The following is a 17,185-nucleotide window of genomic DNA, read 5'->3' as shown; positions in this document are numbered from 1 at the left end:
AGTGATGGAAGTAGTTATCAATGATGTCAGTTTATGCTTTCAAAAGGAAAAGCCAATTCTTAAACATGTGAATGCAAAGATTGATTCACAAGAGTTTGTCAGCATGATAGGGAAAAGTGGCAGTGGTAAAACAAGCTTACTAAAAATGATTGCGGGACTGATGAGGCCAACTGAGGGTGAAATAGAAATTGGTGGAGAGAAGGTAGACAGCCCCAGAGACGAAGTCACCTATGTTTTTCAAAAACCCGTGCTGTTAGAATGGAGAACTCTGCTTGAAAATGTTTTGCTGCCTTATGAATTACAGGGACATGTACAAGAAGAACAGCTTTCCCGGGCTAAAGAAATACTAGACTTAGTTGGTCTGAGTCAAGATATGGATAAATATCCCCATGAATGCTCTGGTGGCATGTTGTCCAGAGTCGCCTTGGCAAGAGCATTAATCACGGAACCAAAGATACTGCTTATGGATGAGCCCTTTGCTGCTTTAGATGCCCTGACTAAAGAGCAGATGCAGCACGAGCTTGAGCGTCTGTCTCAACAATTTAAACCAACCACCATATTTATCACTCATGATATTCAAGAGGCTGTATTGTTATCTGACCGTGTGTTTGTTTTAGGGGAGCGGCCGGCTCGTATTGTGGCCGAATACGCCATCCCGTTTGACCGTCCCCGGCATCATGAACTAAAGTTTGAACCACAGTTCACCCAGCTTGTTCGGGAATTGTACCAGGAAATTGAAAGAGGGAGTGCAAGATGAAAAAACCCTCTTTTTACTCACTTCTTCTTTTTGTAGGCATTATTGGGATATGGGAATGGATTGTTTATGCTTGTCAAATACGCCCGCTCATATTGCCTGCTCCATCGGCCATATTTGCCCAATTAATCACTCAGCTATTAAATGGATATTTTTGGCCACATATTTGGGCCACACTGCTTGAAATTATAGGGGGATTTATCCTTGGATCGATAATGGGCATCGGCTTAGGATTTCTAATTGCCCAATCAGATACCGTACGCAATATCATCCAACCTTACCTTATTGCCTCTCAGGCGATGCCTAAGTTGGCCTTAGCTCCACTGCTCGCCACCTGGTTTGGCTTTGGCTATGAACCTAAGATCATCATTGTGGCCCTTATTTGCTTCTTTCCATTATTGGAAAGTACCATCACAGGGCTCACCTTTGTCGATCAAGAGAGGCTTGAACTGTTTCGTTCTCTGCGGGCAAGCAAAAGGCAAACGCTCTTAAAATTACGCTTGCCTACGGCTGTCCCATATATTTTTTCAGGCCTGAGAGTGGCTGTTGTTTTAAGTGTTGTGGGCGCTGTGGTCAGTGAGTTTGTCGGGGCCAACAAAGGCTTGGGTGCCTTGATTATTTCAGCGCAATACGATACAACGTTAATCTTTTCCGCTTTCATTTTATTAACGCTCATGGGGTTATTCCTCTATGAGGGAATCCACTGGACTGAAAAGCTGCTGTTTAAAAAATATCATCACTCAAGGAGAGAATGGCGATGAAACACATGTTATTGAAAAATATAGTGATGTTACTGGTCATGATTAGTTTACTTTCTACGTTAGTGGGATGCAGTCAAACCAGCCATCAAGAACAGGAACTTGAATCATTGAAAATGGCTTCATGGAGCCAGCCTATCGTAGAGCAAAGCAATTTATTTGTGGCAGAGGAGAAGGGTTGGTTTGAGGAAGCAGGACTTGATTTCGAATATGTACCTGGGGCTGGCGGTGGTGATGCCATCAAAAATATCATAGCCGGTAATGCGGATATCGCCTTTGCCAATGTAGAGGCAGTTCTTCAAGCTATGGAACAGGGAGAAAAATTGAAGATCATATATAACATCTATCCTGAGAATGTCTTTAATCTCGTATCTTTAAAAGAAAGCAACATCACCAGTGTGGAAGATTTGCGTGGTCAAGATGTGGGTGTATACAGCCTTAGCAGTGGAACTTATGATAATTTAAAAGTACTGCTTTATTCAGCAGGTATGACCGAAGAGGATATCAATGTTGTTCCTGCAGGGGTATTAAACTTTGGACCACTCATGAACAAGCAAGTTGTCGCTACGGCAGCTACGGATACAGGTCTGTATGATGCTTTGCAGCAGGGTTTGGGGGAAGTGAATGTCATCGAAGTCAAAGATGTGCTCAACACCCCAACGGACGTTTTTGTGGTGACGAAAGAGATATTTAATCAAAAAAGAGATTTGTTAGTCCGCTTCCTTCAGGTGTACAAAGATAGTGTTAAATATACGCTGGAGAATCCGGAGGAGGCAGCAAAAATAGCGGCAGACTACGCGATTGATGGTCAAGATGAGCAGCGCAACCTGGACATAATCAAGATCCGTAATGAGACGTCAATCAATGATGAAATGAAAGATAAAGGCCCGGGCTGGTTAGATGTCGAGATTTTTAAACAAGTGGAGGAGACCTATCTAAACATCGGTTTACTTGAAAAGCCTGTAAATGTAGCAGAAATCGTCACAAATGAATTAGTGAAAGAACTGAAATAATAGCTGATCAAGAATTGGTAATAAAAAAATGGGATGAGAAGTGGGTGATGGCATGAATCTATCCTTAAAAGGAAAGGTTGTGCTGATTACAGGATCCAGCCGTGGAATTGGGGCGGCCATGGCTGAAGCCTTTGCCCAGCAGGGCTCTATTGTGATCATTAATTTCCTGAAAAATAAAGAGAGAGCAGAGCAATTGGCCCGCCGTTTTATGGAAACCTACCATACAGAAGTGATGGCTTGTCAGGGAGATGTGACGGATGAGAAAGATATGGAAGAAATGATCCAGCAAATCGTTGATGAATTCGATGCAATCGATGTTGTCGTTAATAATGCCTTATATGAGTATACTTTTGATCCTGATCAAAGAAAGATGGCCTGGGAGCTTGCTTGGGAGGATTATCAGCATCAGATTGATGGCTCTCTAAAAGGGACGTACAATGTATGCAAACATGTCATTCCGATTATGAAATCGAAAGGCTTTGGACGCATTATTAATATGGTTTCAGATCTTGTCTATAAGCCAACTGTACCCTATCATGATTACACGACAGCTAAAGGAGCCCTACTTACTTACTCTCAAAATCTGGCTGCTGATCTTGGGCAGTTTGGGATTACTGTCAATTGTATTGCACCGGGGCTTGTATACCCTACAGATGCAAGTCGAAAAACGAAAGAAGAAGTAAAAGAAGCGATTATTGCTCAAACCCCTTTGCGCAGAATTGCCCGGCCTGAAGATGTGGCAGGAAGTGCACTCTTTTTTGCTAGTGAATGGTCCCGGTTTGTGACAGGTCAATGCTTAATTGTGGATGGCGGGCTAGTATTCAAATAATCATAATGTGGTCGTATGTCGAAACCAAAGAATGTGATTTTTAGTTTACCTTCGGACTGATCGAGAAGTATAAATTTTATGTGAACAAAAAATATATTCCGTCTGTGAATGCAGGAGTCAGAGAAGCACTTGAGCAATATTCGAAACAAATTGAGAAGGAATGTTGAAGAATGAAATTGTAAAGGCAGCAGAGGATCCGTTGTTTTTGGAAAACATGAAAAGCATTTAGGTATACTTGAAAGTGTACTTACCCCGATTATTATGGTTTTTCTCACAAAGAACTCAAGGAAACAATACTTGAGTTCTTTTTTGGGGCTTCAAAATCATTCCCTAACATATTAGTTTAAATTGTATAGTTAAGAATAATTTGCAAAATGAACATTTATTATATAACATATGATATATATCATATGTTATATAATAAAAGATATAGATATACAAAAGGGGAGACCCAACTTGCCACCTAAAAAAAGGTTTTCCAGAGAACAAATTATTGATACGGCTTTTGAAATAGCCAAGGTAGAAGGTATTGATGCCATAACGATCAGAAAAGTGGCTGAGAAAATGGGGAGCTCCATTGCTCCAATTTACGTCAATTTTAAAGATGTCGATGAACTCATACAGGAGGTAATTAAAAAAACATTTCATAAAAGCAGGCAAATATTGATGGAACAGAATACCGGAAGTCCGTTTCGTGATATGGGGATCGCCAGCCTGCGATTTGCTAAGGAGTACAGTGTGCTATTTAGAGACCTGGTCATGAAACAGAACGATTATATGAAGCGTTATGACCAAGAACTGGGTAACGACCTTGTGGAACAAATGAAAAAGGATTCAGATCTTGAAGGCTTTACTGACGAAGAACTGATGGACATTTTATTAAAAATGAGGATTTTTCAAACGGGGCTTTCCGTCATGGTTGCCAATGGATTACTTCCGGAGGATTTTACTGAAGAAAAGGTGACAGAGATTTTAGAGAGTACAGCAACTGATATTATGGATGCTGCCCGTCTGCGTAAAGAGGCCATTTATAATGACCATCAGAGGAAATGAATGAAGCAAAAAGCATCCATTTCACTAAAAGCAATGATATCAATTCAAAATGTTATCATAAACCATATAGGGTCTAGGTTAGACTAAAACAGAGGAGGCAAAAAAAATGAAACATATATTTCAACAAGGAAAAGAGAAGAGCAAACCAACATTTTTATTGTTACATGGGACGGGAGGAACTGAGCGAGATCTTTTACCACTTGCATGTATGATAGATTCTGAAGCTTCCGTATTAAGTGTCCGCGGGAATGTGCTAGAGAATGGAATGCCCAGATTCTTTCGGCGTTTAGCAGAAGGGGTGTTTGATGAAGAGGATTTAATATTTCGGACAAAAGAATTGTATGAATTCCTTGACCAAGCTGCCAAAGAATATGGGTTTGACCGCAATAATCTCATAGCCATCGGTTATTCGAATGGGGCTAATATTGCAGGAAGTTTATTGTTCCATTATGAGAAGGCGTTAAAAGGGGCGATTCTGCATCACCCGATGGTTCCTAGGAGAGGAATTGAGCTGCCAGATCTTACTGGTATGCCAATATTTATTGGCGCAGGGAAAAATGATCCGATTTGCCCTCCAGAAGAATCACTTGAGCTACAATCTATGTTAGAAAAACAAGGTGAACAGTACACGTTCATTGGGAAAATTACGGTTATCAGCTCACTCAGACTGAAGTACAAGCGGCAGCAGAATGGTATAGGAAACATTTCAAGTAAGAAGAGTACATAAGTAAAGTCATTTTACATGTGTAAAGAGAGTTCAGTTGTCATGGACGTGAGTGGAACAGCCGCCACGAAGGCAAAAGTGATTTTGGAGTGGCCGGTTCGAGTTCTATCTGACCGACCCGGCCGATGCGTGTCTCAGAAGTTACTGTCACACGCAATTCTTATTCCCCTTTGCTGCTTCGGCGATTTATTCCTCGCTCACATCATCAGCAAATTCCAAAATCTTCTTCAATCTTTCTGTTGCCCCCATCACTTTTTGGATCTGAGTGTAAAAAGTCGTGATCTGGGTGAATGGAAAGGGAATTGGTAGGTTCAAACCGAGACACCAGAACAGTTTAATCTTGACAATATTGGGGCATACAAATACAATAAAAACATACTTATAAGTATATAATTATAATATTGCTGAACATAATGATGGAGGATGCAGAGTGAAATCTTCTGAACAAATATTACAGGCGGCTTTAGATCTCGCCAACCGTTATCCATACGACAAAATTACTTATGCGGACATTGCCAGAGCAGCAGGAGTGCATTGGACGACTGTACAAAGATACTTCGGAAGTAAAGAAGAAATGAGAAGAATATTAAAGCAACAACAAACGGAGAACAATCCTCGGCTTGCAGATACACGCACCAAAATTTTAGAAGCTGCCGGCAGGGTATTTGCAAGGTACGGGTATAATCGTGCCACACTGGATCAAGTAGCCAAGGAAGCAGGAATGACCAAAGGAGCCGTATACTGGCATTTTTCAAGTAAAAGTGATTTATATCTCGCCCTTTGTGATCGCAGTCTGAGGCAGCTCCTTCATGAACTTCCTACACAGTCCCAAGATATTTTTACCTCATCGGCTCCGCAGGACGCTTTAAGCACGCTGCTGGCATCACAATTTGAAATGTGCGAGCAAGGCGATGGAGAACGACCGATGCTTTTCCTTGAGTTTGTTTCGAGCAGCCGGGAACCAGCGGTCAAGAAAAAACTATGTGCATCTTTTTCAAAACTGTTTGAACAGACTGCGGACATTCTGGCAGAGTTGAAGCGAAAACAGCTTATCAATTCACAAGTTGATCCCCATGCATTATCCGTTACGTTTCATGCTCTGATCAATGGCATTGTCTTGATGTGGTTAATTGCTCCAAATCAAATTTCGTTCAAATCTCTGTCAGCAGACGTTTCAAAAATATTATGGTATGGGATCCAACCTGAGCAGCAATAGCTCCAAAATGCCCGTCAATAACGGGCCTTTACAACATCCTTAACATACTAAGAAGTATGTCATTATCACATTGGGGCGAGGGGTGCAAGCTGATGAATCAATTGAAAAGAGGGATGAAGATGTTGATGATATTTTTTGTGTTTGTTGCCTTAATGGGAGGACTGTTTTTATACAACCAGTACAAATTTAAACAAGCTGAAGTTCAATATCCGCCAAAGGGTCAGTTTGTCACTGTGGAAGGAATTAAATTACACTATATCACAAAGGGGTCAGGAAAACCCATTGTGTTTCTGCATGGAGGTATTCTTAACGCCAATGATTTTGAAAAAGTAATGGAAATCGCTGCAGAACAGGGGTATCACGCTATTGCGTTTGACCGTCCGGGATATGGATACAGTGAGAGACCCCAAACTGAAGAAGTAACGCCCGCTGTTCAAGCCCGACTTATACACGGTGCGCTTAAAGAGTTAAGAATTGAAAGACCCATTCTCGTTGGACATTCATGGAGCGGAACCATGGTGCTCACATATGCCCTTTCCTACCCGGATGATATTTCCGGTATTGTTACATTGGGAGCTGCTATGTATAAGGAAGGCAATCCAGCAGAAAACGGGGATCCTATATCTGCCCTGGTCACTACTCCTGTCATCGGAGAGATCATGCTGTATACCTTGTTAAGAAGTCCGTTGGGAACACTCATGACCGAACAGATGTTAAAGGCAACTTTCGCCCCTGAAACAGTGCCTGCTGATTATCGTCAGGCCACTCTCGCCCTTTGGCTTCGACCGGGCCAGTTTAAAGCCAACCGGGAAGATGTTCTGGCCTTTCCGCCTGCTTCAGAAGAAATGAGTATCCGTTACAAAGAAATTAAACATCCGATGGTCATAGTCGTTGGAGACGATGATCCATTTGGGACAAAAGAGCAGGCTTTTCGGCTGAAAGAAGATATCCCGCATGCGAACCTTTTGGTGCTTCCTCATGTTGCACATATGATTCCCCAGAATCACCCGCAACTTGTAATAGACGCTATCAACACGCTTATTGAATAACGTCTGAAGGAGGGAAGAAAAAGAGAGGCCAGTCGCATCAGGCTAAACCCGCCTTGCATCACCCTGTTGTTGCGCTAGGGATCAAAGAGTGGCACAGCATCAAACGGGATCCCCGGGAATGGATGATGCTCTTGCCCTTATTGGTGCTTTTAGTGTATCCAGTCATCAATGCTGTCACTAACCCAGAAGGGTTCCGCACACTGCTCTCTGATTCACGGCTTCAAGTATTGGCCGGGAGGAAAAAGCAGTGTGGTTGTTGCGAACCCTTCCTTTGAGCGGCATACAAATTGCCTTGGGGAAAATATGGATTCATTGGTTATTGCCATTTTTCGTGGCAGTGGTGCTGGAAATCGGCATTGGTATTTTTCTTAATTGGTCCTGGCTTTGGATGTGTGCAGGGATCGTGACCTTCGCTTTCATCTCCCTTGGCATGGCGAGCATTGGCTTATGGGGAGAACCATTGGTGCAAAATACAATCCGGAAAATCCTCAACAGCGATTGGAAACAGGTACAAGTTTTCTCCTGTTAGCGTGTAACCTTATTTATTTTTTGATTATCGCTGGTCCAGCGCTCATGATCTTAATGCCTGTCAAGTATGCGCCCTTTTTCACTGATCTGTCAGCACAGGGGCAGGGATTTTTCGGCCTTACTCATCAGTATGATCATGACCATGAAAGCGGCATACGAGGCTGCAGTCGTCATGATTGGTGTTTTCATGTTGGTCGGCATTATTGGCACTGTGACATGGGCCTTGTTACGGTTAAGCGCCAAGCGAATTGATGAGGGCATTCAAATCACCCTCGTGGACGGAAAATCCGGAAAATCTTTGAACGGTTCTTTATTCAAATAATGGTCATTTTATTAATCATGAAAGTGAGTAAACAGAATTGTGAAGTTCCCGATCAAATGCACCTTTAATTAAATTATGGTGCAAAACAGATTCAATCAATTTGGCGGTTTCATAGGCTGCTCTGTAATCCAGCGTTTCTTCCTTACTATGCTCGTTCATATAGCCCACGGACAGGTTGACAGAGGGGATCCCTTTTTCAGCAAACACTTTTGCATCACTTAAGCCTCCTGCGGTCATCCTCCAATCATACATGCCACATAATGCATCTGCCTGTTCAAACAGATGACCGTAACTTTGCGGACAAAACGGAATCATGCCCCCATAAGAAATTACAATATCCCGGGTTCCCCTTCGGTCAGCCACAATGGCAGCATCTGCATCCTCTATAAAGTGAGGGTCAATCTGCTTGGAACCGATGCATCCTGTTTCTTCTTTTACTGTAAAAGCAATTTTGAACGTTCCGGCAAAATTGGTCCGCTGGATGCGGGATAAAACTTCCAAAATAACTGCAATTCCAGCCCGGTCGTCAGCACCTAAGATACCTTCTGAACTGAAGAGTTGAGTACCGTTTTCAATGATTGTCCGTCCGGGCTTAATATCTTCATATATATCCATGTGTGCAGAAATCAAGACGGTCGGACCTTCACCACAGTAGAGGTATGCCAAGAGATTTCCTGCATGGTCGACATAAGTATAATCTGTCAGTTTTCTTAATTTTCGTTGCAGAAACTGTCTGATCTCACGCTCATTTCCGCTGCTTCCTCCGTGTTTTAACAACTCAATGACCCGTTGCTTAAATTGCTCTGCCTCAAAGTAGAGTACTTTTTCTTCTGACTGCTTGACTTGATACAGCCGTTCACCCATATCCAATAACTTTGATATTTCACCCTGCTGATAAAAGAATGATACTCTTTTCCCCTCAAACCTCACTTTCAATCCTTGGGGAAGGCAAGCCTTAATGGTGCTCATCTGCTGAAAGGACAAGCATTTTTTTAAACGAACATAGGCGCAACCCCTGTCATGCCCGTCACAACTATACACCGTATATATTCCCAGTTCATTTAGCCAGCGCACGATGCCACGCATATAAGGATCAATGTCCTGCAGGGGAAGCTCTTCCTTCACCGGATAAACAATTGTTTCGCGTCCCCGTCCCTGAGTGTGTTCAGCAGCTTGTTCCAGTGCCTGTATCCACGCACGTTCAGTGACAGGTTCCTGGTCTAAATCATGGCAGCCTGCCAGAGTCAATGCTTGGTTAAGAAACATGGTATTGGTGTTGTGTCCTACTTTTGCTTGATCTAAATCGGCTTTCTCAAACCCATGGCGGGCCAAAAGTGTGGTCCAATTGCTCATCTCAGCCAGCTCCTTTCGTTTTGTTGCTTTTAGTCTACCTTAAGTGCTGTGACACTCTGTCACAGTGCAGCAGGAAATGTACAGGCAAGTGGAGAAGATAAATATACGGTAAAAGAAAGGGGAACGATGATGGAAGCCACTGTTGAATATTTTCCTCATCGGGAAGAAAAGAGATTAAGACAGCAATTGTCCGAGGCCAAAAGAAAGAGGAACAAAGAGGAAGAAGCTAAAATTAAAAAACAGCTTGTACGTCTTTATCTATTTCATGGAGAAAATTTTAAAATGGCTGAGCAGCCAGATCCCGAACAAGCTGAAAAATATTTGCGCAAAGCACTTGCTTTAGATCAAAAACACCCGGTTGCCCACTACCGGTTGGCCCATTTGCTGTACAGAAAAAGAGAATATGCCGAAGCGATTCATCACTTTAAGAAAGCCCTCGATGGAACGGATCAGGAACAGCTGGACGAAACACAAGTTTTACTCACGCAAATGTTTATGGTCAATTGCGGGATTTTCTTAGTTAAGGAATCAGTGGGAGAGATTGAGTTCATCCAAAACAATGCTTATGCACAATACAATTCCGCTCTCATTGAGAAGTACAAAAGTGAAATCCTTGTGACCAGTGCAGATATGCTGGAAAGAATGCTTTACCGGAAAATTTCCCCTGACGGAAGTGAAGTTATTTCAGAGGATTATTATAACGAACTGTACGACTACCCCGAAGCAAATCAAGTACTTTTATCTATCAGCGATGAAGGATATGAAGTCGCATTTGCAGGGAAACGAAAAAAACTGGAAAAGACATCATTTTATGTATTGTTCATACTTATACAAGCGGACCGTTATATGACATACGAAGATATAAAGGTGCAACTGTTTGACAAGTATTTTGAACAGGAGAGATCTGAAGCGAGCATCCGGCAGACCATTAGGAGGTTAAAAGAACGGCTTCCATTTTGGGAGCAAATGATCGAATCACAAATCATAGATAATAAGATAGGAAGAAGGAGAAAATCGGGGCTTACTTACCTGATCTTATGTCGCGCGAGTGATATCTTGCCGGGGAAAGAGGCATAATGCATCCAAATACTATCCCGCTCAAGGAATAAAGTTCATTTATCCCTGTTGGTATTGCAGATTTAAGACAGATGGTATCCATGCCGCTTACGGGTTTAAGGCGGTACTGTTAATAAAAAGGAGGAGTTAATAATGAGTAATGTACCACCATTAAAGCCTGCAAAAATGGAGCTTAATATGGCCTGCATATCACATGGACACAAGCGGTGCTGGCTATGTATAACCCGATTCAGTACACAGATAAACAAATGTACAAGTGGAGCTAAAAAAGAGTTGTCAAAGTGTCGACAACTCTTTTTATTTCATCCAAACCTCTGCCCATTTTTGAAATTCATTCATCATGGGTTCCAAAGCCTTCCCTTTTTCCGTCAATTCATATTCAATTCTTATGGGTACTTCATCATACACCCGTCTAACCACAAGGCCTTCAGCTTCTAGCTCTTTGAATCGTTCTGCAAGCATCTTATCACTTATGTTTGGAATAAGATGAGATATATCCTTAAATCTTTTGGGACCATTCATTAATACGCGAAGAATCAAACCGGTCCAACGTTTGCCTAATAATTGAAACGCTGCTTCAAATTTGGGACACAAATGAAAATCTTCCTCCATTTGTTACACCTCACTGATTATAACTTGACAAAGCTAAGGTAATTATAACATAATGATATTAACGTTATTTACTAACCATTGGTTAGTAAATAAAAAAATTATAGCTATAGTGATATGGGGAGGTGTCAGGTGGTAATTAGCAGTTGACAGCAGGTCGGGGAATCATTCAGTCAGAAGATCCGTTGCCGTGGGAAACGGTACATAGTTTGCAGTTATGGAGACAAGTTAAAGGGGATTATAATATGGGAATTCTAAGGAAATTATTTAAAAAATTAAATGCAAAGGAGACAGAAGCTATGACAAAAGTTAAATTAGCGGTTATTTATTACAGTTCAACAGGTGCAAATTACCAATTAGCACAATGGGCTGCTGATGGTGCCAGAGAAGCTGGTGCTGAAGTAAAACTGCTAAAAATAGCTGAGACAGCTCCTCAAGCAGCGATTGAATCAAACCCAAGGTGGAAGGCTCATCTTGAAGCAACGAAAGATGTGCCTGAAGTATCGCTGGATGATCTTGTCTGGGCCGATGCCATTATCTTTAGTGTGCCAACCCGGTTTGGAAATGTACCTTCTCAAGTCAAACAGTTTCTTGATACAACGGGAGGACTTTGGTTTGAAGGAAAACTTGTGAACAAAGTTGTCAGTGCAATGTCCTCAGCTCAAAACTCTCATGGAGGGCAAGAACAAACGATACTGTCTCTTTATACAACGATGTTCCACTGGGGAGCCATTATTGCAGCTCCAGGTTATACAGATCAATCCATCTTCGTTGCAGGTGGTAATCCTTATGGAACCAGTGTGACTGTGGATCAAGATGGAGATATGCAGGAAGACGTAGAGCAAGCAGTCAAACACCAAGCTAAACGTACAGTTACAGTAGCAGAATGGGTGAAAAACGGTAATCAATAAAAATCAATTAAAAAGCATAGAGTTAAAGGTCAAGTTAGCCCACAAAGGGTATGCTTGGCCTTTTTCTCGTGAAAAGAACCATTGACATATTGATCTGCTTTGTATGTTTGTGGTAAAGTAAAATAAGTAAATCAATAAATCATATTATACTACTATGAATAAATGTTATTGTTTTATTTGTGAGGTGGATATCGTTGCAACTTAAGGTAGAGAATAGCCCGTTTAACCAGGAGCAGGTGGATCTGCTGAACCGTCTTTTACCAAAGTTCACGGAAGAACAAAAAATGTGGTTATGCGGATATTTGACTGCGCTCAATCAAACGGCAGCGTTAACAAAAGCCCAACCTGTTTTACAAAACAACCCGTCAATATCTGTTTCCACAGAAATTTCTACAGCCGCTTGCTTAGAAATCACAGTTCTGTTCGGCTCTCAGACTGGAAACGCCAGAAGGTTGGCTGAAAAGCTGACCGAAAAGTTAAAGGAACATGGGTTTCAGATCACATGTTCCGCCATGGATGATTTTAAGCCTCAGAAATTAAAGAATGTTCGGATTTTGCTGATTGTGGTAAGTACCTATGGGGAAGGGGACCCACCGGACAATGCCCTGTCTTTCTATGAGTTCCTGCACAGCCGAAAAGCACCGTGTCTGAAAGAACTTCAATATTCCGTTCTAGCACTGGGAGACAGTTCCTATGAACATTTCTGTAAAACGGGCCAGGATTTTGATAAACGCCTGAAGGAATTGGGTGGTGAGCAGCTCTATCCGCGCACCGATTGTGATGTGGATTTTGAAGATCCTGCTCAGGAGTGGATGGAAGGGATTCTGCGTACCTTACATGAGATGCCAGAGAGCGCCTCTGCTATAACGGCAGCCACTGTATCCGCCGGAAGCCCAGCACCTGGGCCGTCTCCAGCCTTGCTGGCGTCAGGGACTCCACCAGTCACAGACCAGCCTGTTTATTCAAGGTCTCATCCTTTTGAGGCTGAAGTGCTTGACAATTTGAATCTGAACGGTCGTGGATCGGACCGGGAAACCCGTCACCTGGAACTGTCCATTGAAGGATCTAATCTTCAGTATGAGCCGGGGGATTGCCTGGGTATTTATCCGCAAAATCAGCCCATGCTGGTCGATACTTTGATCAATGTTATGGGCTGGCATCCTGAAGAGCTGGTACCGGTGGGCAAAGAGAGGGGGGAGTGCCCGCTGCGGGAAGCGTTGCTCCGCCATTATGAAATAACGGTATTGACCAAGACAGTGCTGGAGCAAGTGGCACAGCTTTCTGCCAATCCTGGGCTGAAAGAGCTTCTGAAACAGGGCAATGAAAAAGCTTTCAGGGCTTACGTGGAAGGGCGGGATTTATTAGATTTGGTTGAGGATTACGCTCTTTCTGGTATCCCTGCCCGCGACTTTGTACCCATGCTCCGCATGATTCCTCCTCGTCTCTACTCCATTGCCAGCAGTCCAAAGGCCAGCCCAGAGGAAGTCCATCTGACTATCCGGGCAGTGCGTTACCATGCCCATGGACGCCAACGCTTCGGTGTCTGTTCGGTATACTGTGCCGAGCGTGTCCAGCCAGGGGATACCCTTCCGGTATACGTTCACCATAACCCGGATTTCAAACTGCCGTCCAATCCGGATACACCGGTGATCATGATCGGGCCAGGCACCGGTGTCGCTCCTTTCCGGGGATTTCTGGCCGAACGGGAGGAAATTGGTGCCAAGGGGAAAACATGGCTGTTTTTCGGTGACCGTCATTTCCGCACAGACTTTTTGTATCAGCTGGAATGGCAGCGCTGGCTAAAGGAAGGGGTGTTAACAAGAATGGATGTCGCTTTTTCACGCGATACCGACAGCAAGGTATACGTGCAACACCGCATGCAGGAAAAAAGCAGGGAACTTTTTGAATGGTTGGAGGAAGGCGCCCATGTATATGTTTGTGGTGATAAGCAGCGCATGGCCAAAGATGTCCATGCTGCCTTGATTGACATCCTCGAGGGGGAAGGGGGCATGAGCCGGGAAGAAAGCGAGGCTTATCTGACCCGAATGCGGCAGGAAAAACGTTACCAGCGGGATGTATACTGAACTCCAATCCGGACCGAAAGGAGCGAGAGGCATGTCACAAGATCGTTTTGTCCCAACCCAAAGCAGTACGTCCAGTAAAGCGCAGGATGGCCCGCCCGGCGAAATGGAGCGTATTAAGCGACAAAGCCGCTACTTGCGGGGGACCATACTTGAGTCCCTCCAAAACCCGATTACCGGAGCCTTGTCTGAGGAAGATGCCAAGCTGTTGAAATTCCACGGCAGCTACCAGCAGGATGACCGGGATCTGCGTGATGAACGCAGGCGGCAGAAGTTGGAACCTGCTTATCAATTTATGGTACGTGTGCGGGTGACTGGGGGTGTTGTCACACCAGAACAGTGGCTGGTGATGGACCGTCTCGCCCAGCACTATGCCAACGGTTCTCTACGGCTGACGACAAGGCAGGCCTTCCAGTTACACGGCGTTCTGAAGTGGAACTTGGGCCAGACCATCAATGCAATCAATGAAGCGCTCTTGACAACACTGGCCGGTTGCGGTGATGTCAATCGCAATGTTATGTGTACACCCAATCCCTACCAGTCGGAGATTCATGCAGAAGTTTATCAATGGGCCCAGCGGATCAGCGAGCACCTTTGTCCGAGGACGAAGGCGTACCACGAGATCTGGCTCAATGGCGAAAAAGTGGCGGACAGCCGCGAGGAAAATGAAGATGAAGAGCCTATCTATGGACCGCTGTATTTGCCGCGCAAATTTAAAATCGGCCTGGCAGTTCCTCCAGCTAATGATGTGGATGTCTTTTCCCAAGATTTAGGCTTTATTGCCATCATTGACCAAGGTCAACTCAAAGGATTTAACGTCGCGGTGGGGGGTGGTTTGGGGATGACTTATGGTGATCCCAAAACCTATCCCCAACTGGCAAGGGTGATTGGCTTTTGCCCGGCAAACCGGATCGTTGACCTAGCGGAAAAAGTGGTGATGATCCAACGGGATTACGGAAATCGTTCCGACCGTAAATACGCCCGGCTTAAATATACCATTGACAGGCGCGGAATCGAGTGGTTCACTAAGGAGCTGAACCAAAGACTGGGTTGGGAACTCGACACGACCCGCCCATATCATTTTGAACATAACAATGACCGCTACGGCTGGGTGAAAGGAACGAACGGCCGGTGGCATTTGACGCTCTTGATCCAAAACGGCCGGATTCAAGACTGGGACGATTATCCCTTGATGACTGGCTTGCGGGAAATAGCCAAGATCCATACTGGTGATTTTCGGCTCACGCCAAACCAGAATCTGATCATCGGCAACGTGACAAGCCGGAAAAAGCGTGAGATCGAAAAACTGGTCAAGGAATACAAACTCACCGATGGCAAGCACTATTCAGCATTACGAAGGAGCTCCATGGCCTGCGTGGCATTGCCCACCTGCGGACTGGCCATGGCCGAAGCGGAACGGTACTTTCCCACGTTGCTGGAGAAGCTGGAGACAATCATGGAAGAGGCTGGTTTGCGGGAAGAGGAGATTGTTATTCGCATGACTGGCTGTCCTAACGGATGCGCTCGGCCGTATTTGGGGGAAATCGGGTTCACAGGAAAGGCTCCTGGCAAATACAATTTGTATCTGGGTGCGGGCTTTGCAGGGGCCCGGCTCAATAAGCTTTACCGTGAAAATATCGGGGAAGAAGAAATTGTGGAGACCTTGAGACCCATTCTCCACAGGTATGCGCAAGAACGAAAGCATGGCGAACGTTTTGGTGACTTTGTCATTCGGGCAGGTTATATTCAAGAAGTGCAATCAGGACTAGACTTTCATGAGTAGGTTTAAATGTAAACCGTATTTAAGGCCCTTGCCGTGTGCGAGTGTACACAGGCAAGGGCTGCTTGCATGCTTATAGCTCATCAAAGCCGTTGACATCTGATACTTTGCTGTACTGTCTGGACTTCTGCTCGAAGAAATCACTTTTGATACTGTTGGCATCTGCATAGGCTTTGATCCAGGGCAGCGGGTTTGTCCGGTATCCCTCAAACGGGCGGTCAATCCCCAACTGGTTCACCCGTTTGTTAGCGATAAATTTGATGTATGCTTCCAAATCATCCATGTCGATGCCTTCAATACGGTCACCGATGATGTAACGTCCCCATTTGATCTCCAGCTCTGCCGCCCGGCGGAACGTTTCCTGGACGAAACGGGACGTTTCCTGGTTATTCAACTCGGGATATTCCTGGAGCAATGCTTTGAAGATATTGGTGAACAGGTAGACGTGCAGTTGCTCATCCCGGTTGATGTAATTGATCATTGTCGATGTAGAGACCATTTTTTGGTTATGAGCCAAATTGTAGAAAAAGCTGAATCCGGAATAAAAATTAAGGCCTTCCAAGACAACGTCCAAGACGATGGATTCCATGAACGTCCGGGGCGTGGGATGATCGGCAAAGCGTTGATACCCCTCAAAGATGAAAGCATTACGCTCTTTCAGCATCTCATCATGCTTCCAGTAGTCAAAGATTTCATCTTGTTTTTGTTTGTTGACCACACTGGAGAGGATGTAGGAATATGATTGATTATGAACCACTTCCTGAAAAGAGAGAGTGACCATTAAGGCCACCAGGCTTGAATCGGTCAGGAAATCAGCCACGCGCAAGGAGTAGTCGGTTTGAATGCTGTCCAATGAGGCCAGCAAGCCAATGATTTTATTGAACGCATCCCTTTCATCAGTTGTCAATTCTTTATATTGGCGGACATCATGGGCCATGTTGATCTCAAAAGGGGTCCAGAAGTTGGCCAACATATTTTTATATAAAGGATATGCCCAAGGAAAGCGGACATCATCCCAGTTTAAGACATTGGAGCTTTTGCCATTAATAATACCTGTCGAAGCGTTAGGGGCGTCAAGGTCATACAGGGGACGTTTGTGTAAGGTATTCATCTGTAGGTATCCTCCTC

At 44.1% G+C, this 17,185-nt stretch carries 17 protein-coding genes and 1 pseudogene; 15 read left to right on the top strand and 3 right to left on the bottom strand.

All coding sequences use genetic code 11. The features are described 5' to 3' along the window. Nucleotides 1–4 precede the first annotated feature (4 nt). The 11 genes and pseudogenes from J2S00_RS00995 (at nt 5) to J2S00_RS00945 (ending at nt 8,246) form a co-directional block, all read left to right on the top strand. A complete protein-coding gene (locus tag J2S00_RS00995) occupies nt 5–757 on the top strand; it encodes an ABC transporter ATP-binding protein (protein WP_307334560.1) in 753 nt (250 codons plus the stop codon). Then, on the top strand, nt 754–1,515 hold the full coding sequence (locus tag J2S00_RS00990; protein WP_307334557.1) for an ABC transporter permease: 762 nt from the start codon (nt 754–756) through the stop codon (nt 1,513–1,515). Before J2S00_RS00995 ends, J2S00_RS00990 begins: the two co-directional genes overlap by 4 nt. Then, nucleotides 1,512–2,525, top strand: coding sequence for an ABC transporter substrate-binding protein (locus J2S00_RS00985; RefSeq protein WP_307334554.1), 1,014 nt, complete (start codon nt 1,512–1,514; stop codon nt 2,523–2,525). The genes J2S00_RS00990 and J2S00_RS00985 overlap by 4 nt, the downstream gene beginning before the upstream one ends. 52 nt (nt 2,526–2,577) lie before the next feature. Further along, nucleotides 2,578–3,354: a 3-oxoacyl-ACP reductase gene (locus J2S00_RS00980; RefSeq protein ID WP_307334551.1), complete on the top strand. Its 777-nt coding sequence runs from the start codon at nt 2,578–2,580 to the stop codon at nt 3,352–3,354. A gap of 456 nt (nt 3,355–3,810) precedes the next feature. Beyond that, a complete protein-coding gene (locus tag J2S00_RS00975) occupies nt 3,811–4,407 on the top strand; it encodes a TetR/AcrR family transcriptional regulator (RefSeq protein ID WP_307334548.1) in 597 nt (198 codons plus the stop codon). Nucleotides 4,408–4,513: 106 nt separating this feature from the next. After that, nucleotides 4,514–5,121, top strand: a pseudogene (locus J2S00_RS00970) (alpha/beta hydrolase). Nucleotides 5,122–5,561: 440 nt separating this feature from the next. Then, nucleotides 5,562–6,347: a TetR/AcrR family transcriptional regulator gene (locus J2S00_RS00965; RefSeq protein WP_307334546.1), complete on the top strand. Its 786-nt coding sequence runs from the start codon at nt 5,562–5,564 to the stop codon at nt 6,345–6,347. Between the two features lie 92 nt (nt 6,348–6,439). Continuing rightward, nucleotides 6,440–7,396 (top strand): alpha/beta fold hydrolase, encoded by a 957-nt coding sequence (locus tag J2S00_RS00960; RefSeq protein ID WP_307334545.1) that lies wholly within the window; start codon nt 6,440–6,442, stop codon nt 7,394–7,396. 53 nt (nt 7,397–7,449) lie between these two features. After that, nucleotides 7,450–7,671, top strand: coding sequence for a hypothetical protein (locus J2S00_RS00955; protein ID WP_307334543.1), 222 nt, complete (start codon nt 7,450–7,452; stop codon nt 7,669–7,671). Next, on the top strand, nt 7,644–7,925 hold the full coding sequence (locus tag J2S00_RS00950) for a hypothetical protein (RefSeq protein ID WP_307334540.1): 282 nt from the start codon (nt 7,644–7,646) through the stop codon (nt 7,923–7,925). Before J2S00_RS00955 ends, J2S00_RS00950 begins: the two co-directional genes overlap by 28 nt. Nucleotides 7,926–8,054: 129 nt before the next feature. Next, a complete protein-coding gene (locus J2S00_RS00945) occupies nt 8,055–8,246 on the top strand; it encodes a hypothetical protein (protein ID WP_307334537.1) in 192 nt (63 codons plus the stop codon). Between the two features lie 15 nt (nt 8,247–8,261). Here J2S00_RS00945 and J2S00_RS00940 read toward each other — a convergent pair whose 3' ends face one another. Beyond that, a complete protein-coding gene (locus tag J2S00_RS00940; protein WP_307334535.1) occupies nt 8,262–9,599 on the bottom strand; it encodes a M20/M25/M40 family metallo-hydrolase in 1,338 nt (445 codons plus the stop codon). A gap of 129 nt (nt 9,600–9,728) precedes the next feature. Between J2S00_RS00940 and J2S00_RS00935 the strand changes: the two genes are divergently transcribed. Then, a complete protein-coding gene (locus tag J2S00_RS00935; RefSeq protein ID WP_307334532.1) occupies nt 9,729–10,676 on the top strand; it encodes a tetratricopeptide repeat protein in 948 nt (315 codons plus the stop codon). Between the two features lie 297 nt (nt 10,677–10,973). Here J2S00_RS00935 and J2S00_RS00930 read toward each other — a convergent pair whose 3' ends face one another. Continuing rightward, nucleotides 10,974–11,288 (bottom strand): winged helix-turn-helix transcriptional regulator, encoded by a 315-nt coding sequence (locus J2S00_RS00930; RefSeq protein WP_307334530.1) that lies wholly within the window; start codon nt 11,286–11,288, stop codon nt 10,974–10,976. 242 nt (nt 11,289–11,530) lie between these two features. On the opposite strand from J2S00_RS00930, the gene wrbA reads away from it, so the two are divergent. From wrbA to cysI, 3 genes are all read left to right on the top strand, one after another. Next, the gene (wrbA, locus tag J2S00_RS00925) at nt 11,531–12,196 is read left to right on the top strand and encodes an NAD(P)H:quinone oxidoreductase (protein ID WP_307335191.1); all 666 of its coding nucleotides are present in this window, start codon (nt 11,531–11,533) and stop codon (nt 12,194–12,196) included. 194 nt (nt 12,197–12,390) lie between these two features. Next, nucleotides 12,391–14,280, top strand: coding sequence for an assimilatory sulfite reductase (NADPH) flavoprotein subunit (locus J2S00_RS00920; RefSeq protein WP_307334528.1), 1,890 nt, complete (start codon nt 12,391–12,393; stop codon nt 14,278–14,280). A 31-nt stretch (nt 14,281–14,311) separates the two neighbouring features. Next, nucleotides 14,312–16,060 carry an assimilatory sulfite reductase (NADPH) hemoprotein subunit gene (gene cysI / locus J2S00_RS00915; RefSeq protein WP_307334525.1) on the top strand — a complete coding sequence of 583 codons (1,749 nt, stop codon included), beginning with the start codon at nt 14,312–14,314 and terminating at the stop codon, nt 16,058–16,060. A gap of 70 nt (nt 16,061–16,130) precedes the next feature. On the opposite strand, the gene J2S00_RS00910 is transcribed toward cysI, so the two are convergent. Next, complete coding sequence (locus J2S00_RS00910; RefSeq protein ID WP_307334523.1) at nt 16,131–17,168, bottom strand: ribonucleotide-diphosphate reductase subunit beta; 1,038 nt, start codon at nt 17,166–17,168, stop codon at nt 16,131–16,133. Nucleotides 17,169–17,185 lie beyond the last annotated feature (17 nt).

The sequence above is a fragment of the Caldalkalibacillus uzonensis genome (genome assembly GCF_030814135.1).
Taxonomy (GTDB): domain Bacteria; phylum Bacillota; class Bacilli; order Caldalkalibacillales; family Caldalkalibacillaceae; genus Caldalkalibacillus; species Caldalkalibacillus uzonensis.
This window is presented reverse-complemented; position numbering and strand designations above follow the sequence as displayed.

What these genes read in the sequence shown, in the direction of transcription:
- J2S00_RS00995 (WP_307334560.1), top strand. Translation starts at nt 5, where the DNA reads ATGGAAGTAGTTATCAATGATGTCAGTTTATGCTTTCAAAAGGAAAAG.
- J2S00_RS00990 (WP_307334557.1), top strand. Translation starts at nt 754, where the DNA reads ATGAAAAAACCCTCTTTTTACTCACTTCTTCTTTTTGTAGGCATTATT.
- J2S00_RS00985 (WP_307334554.1), top strand. Translation starts at nt 1,512, where the DNA reads ATGAAACACATGTTATTGAAAAATATAGTGATGTTACTGGTCATGATT.
- J2S00_RS00980 (WP_307334551.1), top strand. Translation starts at nt 2,578, where the DNA reads ATGAATCTATCCTTAAAAGGAAAGGTTGTGCTGATTACAGGATCCAGC.
- J2S00_RS00960 (WP_307334545.1), top strand. Translation starts at nt 6,440, where the DNA reads ATGAATCAATTGAAAAGAGGGATGAAGATGTTGATGATATTTTTTGTG.
- J2S00_RS00945 (WP_307334537.1), top strand. Translation starts at nt 8,055, where the DNA reads ATGATCATGACCATGAAAGCGGCATACGAGGCTGCAGTCGTCATGATT.
- J2S00_RS00940 (WP_307334535.1), bottom strand. Translation starts at nt 9,599, where the DNA reads ATGAGCAATTGGACCACACTTTTGGCCCGCCATGGGTTTGAGAAAGCC.
- J2S00_RS00935 (WP_307334532.1), top strand. Translation starts at nt 9,729, where the DNA reads ATGGAAGCCACTGTTGAATATTTTCCTCATCGGGAAGAAAAGAGATTA.
- J2S00_RS00930 (WP_307334530.1), bottom strand. Translation starts at nt 11,288, where the DNA reads ATGGAGGAAGATTTTCATTTGTGTCCCAAATTTGAAGCAGCGTTTCAA.
- wrbA (WP_307335191.1), top strand. Translation starts at nt 11,531, where the DNA reads ATGGGAATTCTAAGGAAATTATTTAAAAAATTAAATGCAAAGGAGACA.
- cysI (WP_307334525.1), top strand. Translation starts at nt 14,312, where the DNA reads ATGTCACAAGATCGTTTTGTCCCAACCCAAAGCAGTACGTCCAGTAAA.
- J2S00_RS00910 (WP_307334523.1), bottom strand. Translation starts at nt 17,168, where the DNA reads ATGAATACCTTACACAAACGTCCCCTGTATGACCTTGACGCCCCTAAC.